The organism is Burkholderia sp. Tr-862, from assembly GCF_011753085.1.
GTDB lineage: Bacteria > Pseudomonadota > Gammaproteobacteria > Burkholderiales > Burkholderiaceae > Burkholderia > Burkholderia ambifaria.
In genome coordinates this window covers 22,346-31,677 of record NZ_VWWG01000077.1, presented here as the reverse complement: position 1 = coordinate 31,677, position 9,332 = coordinate 22,346, and the positions used below count along the sequence as shown (strand labels likewise).

The window sequence follows — 9,332 nt, the reverse complement described above, 5'->3', positions numbered from 1 at the left end:
CCCGCGTGCAACGGCTTGACCTCGCTGCCGAACTGCAGCCGCAGCCCGGCCGATTGCGTCGCAGCGACGCCGAGCGCGTTTTCGGTGGCCTCCGCATCGAGCCCGAGCAGACGCGCCGCGGCGGCGGCCGCACCGAGCGTGCCGAGCGTCGCGGTGTTGTGGAAGCCGAGTTCATAGTGGCGGCTGCCGAGCGCGAGACCGACTCTAGCCATCGTCTCGACGCCGACGACGTATGCGTCGAGCAGTTCGAGCGCGCTGCGTGCGCGCACCTGCGCGAGCGCGAGCAGCGCCGGCAGCAGCACGGTGCCTGGATGGCCGCGCACGCTGCTGTGCACGTCGTCGTAGTCGAGCGCGTGGCCTGCATAGCCGTTGAGCAGCGCGGCATGTTGCGGCGACGCCGGTGTCGCACTGCCGATCACCGCTGCTGCGCCGGCCGAATCGCGACCGCACACCGCCAGCAGCTTGCGGTAACCGTTGTCGCGAGCGCCGGCGAACGCGGCGGCAAGGAAGTCGAGCACGCCGCGCCGCGCGGCAGCGATGGTGGACGGATCACGCGCGGGCTCGGAGGACGCGATCGCAGCCGCCAGCGGGCGTGTGACGCCGCCGGCCGTGCCGTCGGGAATCAAGGGGGGAGACATGTCAGCAGTGGGAAAGTCGCGAAATGCCGCAACGGGCGGCGCAGCCGGGAACCTTCCGGTTCCTGCTCGGATGGGAGCGTTGGATACTAGCGAAGCATCCGCGCGTGCCCAACCAAGTATTCGAGCTTTCTATATCGCGTATTCGGCGTTGCTTGAACGGAGGTAGGTAACTTCGCTCCCATGACCTGCCCCAGCAAACCGGGCCAGTCAGTACCTAGTGAAGTTCGTTTTCGGAGAAGAAGGCGAACATGAAGAAGCGTTTTACGGAAGAGAAAAATTATCGGGTTTCTGAAGAAAGCCGAGGCTGGCATGCGGGTGACGGCGCTGTGTAGGAACCACGGTTTCAGTGACGCCTCGTTCTACACGTCGCGCGGGAAGTTCTGTGGCATGGAGGTATCGGAAGCGCGCCGACGGAAGGCAGCCGTCTACAACCACCGGTCGGCAGGGCCCGCCAGGTAAGACTCCCTCAATCGCGGAGGGCTTCCTACCTACGATCCGACCCATATTGGGCCGGCATGTCGATGCCGGCGGTGTCGCCTGCGTCGACGATCGTGCTTCCCGCGCGATCGCGCGTGAGTTCGGCGTTTTTGGACGGCCACGTATTCATGTCAGCGTGCCCCCTTTCAGTCAAGCGAACCGACGATCAAACCGCCATGCACAGATACTTGATGACGAGGTAATCATCGATGCCGTAGTGCGACCCTTCGCGACCGAGCCCCGACTGCTTCACGCCGCCGAACGGAGCGACCTCGTTCGAAATGAGGCCCGTGTTGATGCCGACCATCCCGTATTCGAGCTGCTCTGCTACCCGCCAGACGCGCCCGATGTCGCGGCTGTAGAAGTACGCGGCGAGCCCGAACTCGGTGTCGTTGGCGAGCTGCACCACCTCGTCGTCGCTCGAGAAGCGGAACAGCGGCGCGAGCGGTCCGAAGGTCTCCTCTGTCGCCACGTCCATCTGCGCGGTGGCATTCAGGAGGACCGTGGGCTCGAAGAAGCCATGCCCGAGCGCATGCCGCTTGCCGCCGGTCGCGAGCGTCGCGCCTTTGCTGAGGGCGTTCGCGATATGCGCCTCGACCTTGTCGACCGCCGCGTCGTTGATGAGCGGCCCGAGCGTCACGCCACCTTCGGTGCCGTGTCCGACCTTCAGACCCTGCACCGCCGCCACCAGTTTCGCGGCGAACGCGTCATAAACCCGGTCGTGCACGTAGAAGCGATTGGTGCACACGCACGTCTGCCCGTTGTTGCGGTACTTCGACGCGATCGCACCTTCGACGGCGGCATCGAGATCGGCATCGTCGAACACGATGAACGGCGCATTCCCGCCGAGTTCGAGCGTCACCTTCTTCACGGTGGGCGCGCTTTGCGCCATCAGCAACCGCCCCACGCCGGTCGAGCCGGTAAACGACAGCTTGCGCACGACGGGGCTGCTCGTCATCGCGCCGCCGATCGCCTTCGGGTCGCCGGTGACGATGTTGAGCACGCCGGGAGGCACGCCCGCACGCTGCGCAAGCACCGCCAGCGCGAGCGCCGAGAACGGCGTCGCTTCGGCCGGCTTCACGACGATCGGGCAGCCGGCCGCGAGCGCCGGCCCCACCTTGCGTGTGATCATCGCGTTCGGGAAATTCCACGGCGTGATCGCCGCGCACACGCCCACCGGCTCCTTGACGACCACGAGCCGTTTGTCCGACGCGGGTGTCGCGAGCGTATCGCCGGCCACGCGCTTGCCCTCTTCGGCGAACCATTCGATGAATGAAGCCCCGTAGACGATTTCGCCTTTCGCCTCGGCAAGCGGCTTGCCCTGCTCGGCCGTGAGGATCAGCGCGAGATCGTCAGTGTGCTCGATCATGAGCTCGTACCAGCGGTGCAGGATGCGCGCGCGCTCCTTCGCGGTCCTTGCGCGCCACGCCGGCCATGCGGCATTCGCGGCGTCGATCGCGCGGGTCGTCTCTGCCGCGCCCATCAGCGGAACGCTGCCAAGCGTCTTACCCGTCGCCGGGTCGAGCACGTCGAAGCGCTCCCCCGAGTCGGCCTCGCACCATTGACCGTCGATATAAGCCTGATGACGCAAGAGCGCCGGATCCTTCAACAGCGTTGTCAATTCCACAATCGTTCCTTCCGGGATAAAAATGCATCAGGCGGCCCGCGGACAACCCGGGCCGCGGATACCGAAAATTTCCAATGATGGTCGGCAGCGACGCCAGGACGCGGATGCAGCATTCGTCATCCTTCTCAAATTCACCGCTCGATTCGCAATGCAAAGTAGTGGTGACGAGAAGCGCACTACCCCGCCTGACGCCACGACGCATTCTCGTGACCGTGGGCCAGCAGCTTGCGCGCGATCTCCGCCACGCGATGCACGTGCGCGATGGCAGCGTCGCGCGCCGCCACGCCGTTGCCCGTCGCGATACCCGCGAGAATCTCGCGCATCTCCTCGACGGCCTGGTGCCCGCGATCGTCGGACGCGATCGTCAGCGCGCGCAGCCGATTGATCCGCGCAATCAGCGTCTGCACGATCTCCCATGCGACATGTTTTTTCCCTGCCATGAACATGCGCTCGTAGAAAGCCGACGTGAGCGCCTTCACCGCCTGGTGATCCTGTGCGTCGAACGCTTGCCGGATCTGGTCGATACAGGCAGAGAGATCCGCGACGAGAGATTCGTCGGCATGCTGCGCGCAGGCCATCGCCGCCTCGCCTTCCAGCAACGCGCGTATTTCGTAGATCTCGGCCGCCGTGTCGAAGTCGAGGATCGCGACGATCGGCCCCTGGTTCGGGATCGAGTCGACCAGCCCTTCCGTTTCCAGGTGCCGCAGGACCTCGCGCACGACGGTTCGGCTCACGCCGAGGATTTCGCACAGCGAGCGCTCGACCAGCCGCTCGCCCGGCTGGAAATGCGCGTCGAGGATCGCGGTGCGCATCTTCTCGAGCGCGAGCTCGCGCAGCGTGGCGGTGGGCCGCTGGACTTTCAGGGACGGCAGTGCGGGACTCATGGCCGCCGCCGTCAGGCTTGCGCGAACAGGCGCACGTCGCGCGCGTCCCAGTCGACGAGCGCCTGCGCACCGATCACGATGCCGTTGTCGTGCCGATGCGCGGCCGGCATGCGGATCGAGATTTCCTGCTGCCACGGTGTCGCCACCGCGTAGTGCATCGCATCGCCGAGATAGGTGACGTCGCGCACGGTCACGGGCAGGCCGGCGTTGCCGCTCGCATCATTCGCACCGCTGGCGCGCTGCAGCGAACTGATGCGCATCTGTTCGGGGCGGATCATCAGCGCGCCTTCGTCGCCGGCGGAGAGCGTCGGATGGAACATGTCGGACGCCATCTCGAGGCCGTTGGGCAACACACCGCCGATGCGGCCGTCGCCGTGCTTCGTCACCTTGACCGGCAGGAAATTCGAGTTGCCGATGAAGCTCGCGACGAAGCGCGACGCCGGGTTCGCATAGAGCTCCTCGCCGGTGCCGACCTGCTCGATGCGACCCTGGTTGAACACGGCGATGCGGTCCGACAGGCGCAGCGCCTCCTCCTGGTCGTGCGTGACATACAGGATCGTCACGCCCGTTTCCTGGTGAATGCGGCGCAATTCGAGCTGGATTTCCTCGCGCAGCTTCTTGTCGAGCGCGGAGAGCGGCTCGTCCATCAGCAGCACGGGCGGATCGTACGCGAGCGCACGCGCGATCGCGACGCGCTGCTGCTGCCCGCCGGAGAGCTGCGCGGGCATCCGGTCGCGGCACTCGGACAGGTGCACGAGTTTCAGCATCTGCTCCACTTTCGCGCGGATTTCCGCATCGGGACGGCGGCGCACCCGCAGCGGGAATGCGACGTTCTCGCCCACGGTCAGATGCGGGAACAGCGTATAGCGCTGAAACACCATCCCGATGTTGCGCTGGTTCGGCGCGACCGACAGCAGTGACTTGCCGTCGAGCAGCACGCGGCCGTCGGTCGGCTCCTGAAAGCCCGCGACGATGTAGAGCGTGGTGCTCTTGCCCGAACCCGACGGTCCGAGGAAGGTCATGAATTCGCCCTTGCGTACGTCGAGCGATACCTGGTCGATCGCGACGACATCGCCGTAGGTCTTGCGCAGGCGCTGGATTTGCAGGAATGCAGTCATGGCGTGTTACCTCAGTTAGCGCGTGCGCGGCGCACGACGGCGCCCGCCAGCATCAATACGGTCGTCAGTCCGACGAGCAGCGACGACGCGGCCGCGACGACCGGCGTCAGGTCTTGCCGCAGCGTCGCCCAGATCCGCACGGGCAGCGTTTGCAGCGTCGGGCTCGACATGAAGATCGACACGACGACTTCGTCCCACGACGCGAGGAACGCGAAGATCGCGGCGGCAAAGAGGCCGAGCCGGATCGCCGGAAGCGTGACCCGCAGCTTCACCGTGAGCGGTGACGCCCCGCAGATCAGCGCGGCGTCTTCCAGCGCCGTGTCGAAGCTCACGAGCGAATTGCTGATCGAAATGATCGAGAACGGCAGCGCGATGATCAGGTGGCCGATCACGAAACCGGTCATCGTGCCGTTCAGGCCGATGCGCAGGAAGAACGCATAGAGCGCGACGGCAAGCACGACGACGGGCAGCACCATCGGCGTGAGGAAGAAGCCCCGCACGGCCTCGCGGCCGCGAAACCTGCCGCGCACGAGCGCCAGCGACGCGAGAAACCCGATCCCCACCGAAAGCGCCGTGACGATCACCGCCAGCTTCGCGCTGGTCAGCAGCGAGTCGATCCACCCCGCCTCGGTGAACAGCTGCCGGTACCATTCGAGCGTCCAGCCCGGCGGCGGAAAGATGAGCCACTGCGAATCGCCGAACGACAGCGCGACGATAAAGAAGATCGGCAACAGCAGGAACAGCGCAACGGCCGCGCCCACGGCCACGAGAATCCAGCGCAGCGCGCCCAGGCGATCGAAATCGAGCAACATGTCAGCGACCTCCGGCGGTGGCGTGCGCGCTGTTGGTGAAGCGCAGCTGCAACGCATAGAGCGCGAGCGTCACGGCGAGCAGCACGAATGCCGCGGCGCCGGCGAGGCCCCAGTTCAGCAGTTCCTGCACGAGCTGCGCGATCAGTTCCGCGAGCATCATGTAGGATGGGCCGCCCAGCAGCGTGGGCGTGACGAAGTAGCCGAGCGCCATCACGAACACCATCAGCGCGCCCGACGCGACGCCCGGCATCGCGAGCGGCACGAGGATGCGCCAGAACGCCTGCCAGCGGCTCGCGCCGCACACCGCGGCGGCGCGCAGCGTCGACGGGTCGATGCCGCGCAGCGTGGCATGCAGCGGCATCACGAGGAACGGCAGCATGATGTAGGTCATGCCGATCGTCACGCCGGTCAGGTTGTTCACGAGCGACAGCGGCTCGTGAATCACGCCCATCGCCATCAGCGCGCGGTTGATCGGCCCGGTCCCCTGCAGCAGCACCATCCACGCGAACGTCCGCGCGAGCAGGTTGGTCCACATCGACAGCAGCAGGATCGCGAACAGCACGGCACTGAGCTTGCGCGGCGCGATGGCAAGCAGCCACGCCATCGGAAAGCCCACCAGCAACGTGACGAGCGTCACGACCGTCGCGACGAGAAACGTATTGCCGAACACGCGCACATACGTCGTCGAGCCGAGCAGTTGCTCGTAGTTGTGCAACCCGGGTGTCGGCTCGAGCACGCTGCGCAGCAGCAGCGACAGAACGGGCAGCAGGAAGAAAATCACGAGCAGCAGCATCGCGGGCGTCAATAGCCGGATGCTGCGCCAGTCGCGCCGCTTGCGCGCGGCCGCCGCGGGCGGATGCGCGACGGTACTCAATACGTTTGGCATGGTGCCTCCTTGGTCGGCCAGCGCCGGCACTTCAGTGCCTGTTACCGCCGGCCCCATGCAGGTTCGTTGCTCGGCCGGGCCGGTTCGATCCGGTTCGGCCTCCTGAACCGCGTTCAGATCCATACGTCGTTGCGCGCGGGCTTATTTGGACTGCCACGCGTACCAGCGCTTCGAGATCGCGTCGCGGTTCTCGGCCCAGTACTTCATGTCGAGATTGATCTGCGAGGTCTTGTATTGGTCGGGCAGCGTCTTGGCGATCGCCGGCGGCATCAGCGCGGCCGACTTCACGTTGATCGGCGCATAGCCCGTATCGGCCGCGAATTTCGCCTGGGACTGCGCGCTCGTCGCGGCGGCGAGGAACTTCATCGCCGCGTCGCGATGCTTCGCACCCTTCGGGATCACGAGCATGTCGGCGGCAGTCAGGTTCTGGTTCCACGACATGCCGACCGGCACGCCGGTCTGCGCGAGCGCATGCAGGCGGCCGTTCCAGAACATGCCGATCGGCGCCTCGCCCGACGCCAGCAGCTGCTGCGACTGTGCGCCGCCGCTCCACCAGACGATGTCGCCCTTGATCGAGTCGAGCTTCCTGAACGCGCGGTCGAGGTCGAGCGGATACAGCTTGTTCGGCGCGACGCCGTCGGCGAGCAGCGCGATTTCGAGCATGCCCGGCGCCGCCCACTTGTAGAACGTGCGTTTGCCCGGGAAGCGCTTGGTATCGAAGAGGTCAACCCAGTTTTGCGGCTGCGCGCTCGTGTACTTCGCCTTGTTGTAGCCGAGCACGAACGAGTAATAGAAGCTGCCGACCGCGGAAGTGGTCGCGAAGCGCGGATCCAGTTCGGCTTTCTTCACCACCGCATAGTCGATCGGCTCGATCAGGCCGGCCTTCTCCGCGGCGTAGGCGAAGTCGCCTTCGACGTCGACCACATCCCAACTCACGTTGCCGCTGTCGACCATCGCCTTGAGCTTGCCATAGTCGGTCGGCCCGTCCATCAGCACGTTGATGCCGCTCGCCTGCGTGAACGGCTGCGCCCAGTCCTTCTGTTGCGACGACTGGGTCGTGCCGCCCCAGCTGGTGAACACGATCGGGTCCGCCGCCAGCGCCGGTGCGGCGCACAGCGCGACCAGCGGGGCGATACAGGCGAGGCGTGATGCTGCGAAACGCGGGTTGCTTCTGCTGCTCATGGTCACTCTCCAGGGGAAACGGTTGCGGCTCGCGGCCACCAGGGCGGCAGCCATTCGAATACCTGTGTTCACACCGGCAGCGCCAGCCGCGCCGGCTGCTTGATCTTGTTGTTCATCGTCGTGTCGCAGCCGCGGTGGCGTTGAGGCCATCCGCACGCAGCACGCCGGTTCTGACCGGCGCCGTCAGTGCGCGAGCGCGAGCGGCTGCACCGTGCCGGCTTCCGTGTCGCCGACATAGATGCCGTACGCGTCCTGCCGGCGCTCGTGCACGTAGCGTTCGAGCATCGAGCGCACGGCGGTGTCGGTAATCTCGTCCCACGGCACCTGCCAGAGCGGCACGATGCGGATGCTGCTGTCGAACCACGGCGAAGCGGTGGGAATCACGCGGCCGCGGTAATAGATATGGACGCCCGGCTCGCGCTCGCCGGCCGATTCGAATACGGCGAACAGGAAGTCGAGATGCGCGTTGAGGCCGAGCTTCGCGAGCACGCCGCGCAGGCTCGCCGCGTCGCTCGCCGGTTCGAGCCGGATGCCGGTCGGCAAGCGCAGGCCTTGCGGCGTATCGACGAGCACCAGCCCGTCACGATGTTCGAGAATCGCGCCCACCTGCGCACGCGCGCCGGCCGCGGACAACGCGAACGCGCCGACGGCGCGGCTGAATCCGCGCGTGTCGAATACCTGCTGCGCGGTTGGTGCGGTCGTCGGTTCGGTCATGGCGTACTCCCGTGCTCACTGCGTGGTTTGATGAGATTATGGTATGCCATCTTATGGGCTACAACAATGAACATCGTATTATGGAATACCATGAGTCTAGCCGACCGAATTGGCAGACAAAAACAAAAACAAAAGGCCGCCGGCATGACGCCGGCGGCCTTTACTGTTCAAGCGCGCGTGTCGATCCCGCGCCGGGAGTTCGGTCAGTTGTCGCTGACTGCCTCGTCCTGCTGCCGCGCGAGTGCCGACAGCGCCAGCTCGGAAACCCGTTTGATGTGCGCGGCGGACGCCGCCGAAGCCGCCTCGCCGTCGCGCCGCTCGATCGCGTCGAGCAGGCGGTTCATCTCGATGTTCGAATCGCCGCCGCGTCCCGGCATCGCGATGGTCAGCGCGCGCAACCGGTTGATACGCGCATTGAGCGTCTTGACGACCGTCAGCGACACCTGCTTTCCGGCCGCTTCGAACAGCGTTTCGTAAAAGCGCTCGGTGTACTCAAGCACACGCGGCAGCTCCTGCTTCTCGAACGCATCCTCGATCACCGCGCGGACCTCGCGCAGTTGCCGCACGACCTCGGGTGTCGCGCCCTCGGCGCACGCGCGCGCGGCGTTGGCTTCGAGCAGGCCACGCAATTCGTAGATCTCGCCGACCTGCGCCGGATCGAGCCGCGCGACCACCGGCCCTTGCCGCGACACGGTCTCGACCAGCCCTTCGGTCTCCAGATGCCGCAGCACCTCGCGCACCACCGTGCGGCTCACGCCGAGCTCGTCGCACAGCGTACGTTCGACGAGCCGCGCACCGGGCCGGAAATAGCCCTGCACGATCGCACCGCGCAGTTTGTCGAGCGTCAGTTCGCGCAACGTCTTGGCATTGCGGTCGATTTTGAGGTCTTGCATGGGCGGCACTCTGGAAACGGGTATTGGCCTGCGGCCGGCCAGAAGCCGGGCGCACGCATGGAATGCCATATTATGACCTAACTGTCAGAGCTTTCCATCCC

8 protein-coding genes and 2 pseudogenes are annotated in these 9,332 nt (G+C 66.0%); 1 reads left to right on the top strand and 9 read right to left on the bottom strand.

What is annotated here, in order from left to right; genetic code table 11:
* A partial coding sequence (locus F3J14_RS20545) for an MmgE/PrpD family protein (protein ID WP_166724584.1) occupies positions 1–638 on the bottom strand: 638 nt, incomplete at its 3' end.
* Positions 639–886: 248 nt separating this feature from the next.
* Between F3J14_RS20545 and F3J14_RS20540 the strand changes: the two are divergent.
* A pseudogene (locus F3J14_RS20540) lies at positions 887–1,055 on the top strand (transposase); the annotation flags it as partial.
* A gap of 226 nt (positions 1,056–1,281) precedes the next feature.
* Here the strand turns inward: F3J14_RS20540 and F3J14_RS20535 are convergent.
* From F3J14_RS20535 to F3J14_RS20500, 8 genes and pseudogenes are all read right to left on the bottom strand, one after another.
* Positions 1,282–2,742: an NAD-dependent succinate-semialdehyde dehydrogenase gene (locus F3J14_RS20535; protein WP_348772005.1), complete on the bottom strand. Its 1,461-nt coding sequence runs from the start codon at positions 2,740–2,742 to the stop codon at positions 1,282–1,284.
* Positions 2,743–2,918: 176 nt separating this feature from the next.
* Positions 2,919–3,626: a GntR family transcriptional regulator gene (locus F3J14_RS20530; RefSeq protein ID WP_166724582.1), complete on the bottom strand. Its 708-nt coding sequence runs from the start codon at positions 3,624–3,626 to the stop codon at positions 2,919–2,921.
* Between the two features lie 11 nt (positions 3,627–3,637).
* Entirely contained in the window at positions 3,638–4,744 is a 1,107-nt protein-coding gene (locus F3J14_RS20525; RefSeq protein WP_166724581.1) for an ABC transporter ATP-binding protein, read from the bottom strand.
* Positions 4,745–4,755: 11 nt separating this feature from the next.
* Positions 4,756–5,556, bottom strand: a complete 801-nt coding sequence (locus tag F3J14_RS20520) for an ABC transporter permease (RefSeq protein ID WP_166724580.1) — start codon at positions 5,554–5,556, stop codon at positions 4,756–4,758.
* A 1-nt stretch (position 5,557) separates the two neighbouring features.
* A complete protein-coding gene (locus tag F3J14_RS20515; RefSeq protein WP_166724579.1) occupies positions 5,558–6,442 on the bottom strand; it encodes an ABC transporter permease in 885 nt (294 codons plus the stop codon).
* A gap of 141 nt (positions 6,443–6,583) precedes the next feature.
* Positions 6,584–7,624 carry an ABC transporter substrate-binding protein gene (locus tag F3J14_RS20510; protein WP_166724578.1) on the bottom strand — a complete coding sequence of 347 codons (1,041 nt, stop codon included), beginning with the start codon at positions 7,622–7,624 and terminating at the stop codon, positions 6,584–6,586.
* A gap of 183 nt (positions 7,625–7,807) precedes the next feature.
* Positions 7,808–8,260, bottom strand: a pseudogene (locus F3J14_RS20505) (flavin reductase); the annotation flags it as partial.
* Between the two features lie 281 nt (positions 8,261–8,541).
* Positions 8,542–9,231: a GntR family transcriptional regulator gene (locus tag F3J14_RS20500; RefSeq protein WP_211080377.1), complete on the bottom strand. Its 690-nt coding sequence runs from the start codon at positions 9,229–9,231 to the stop codon at positions 8,542–8,544.
* Positions 9,232–9,332 lie beyond the last annotated feature (101 nt).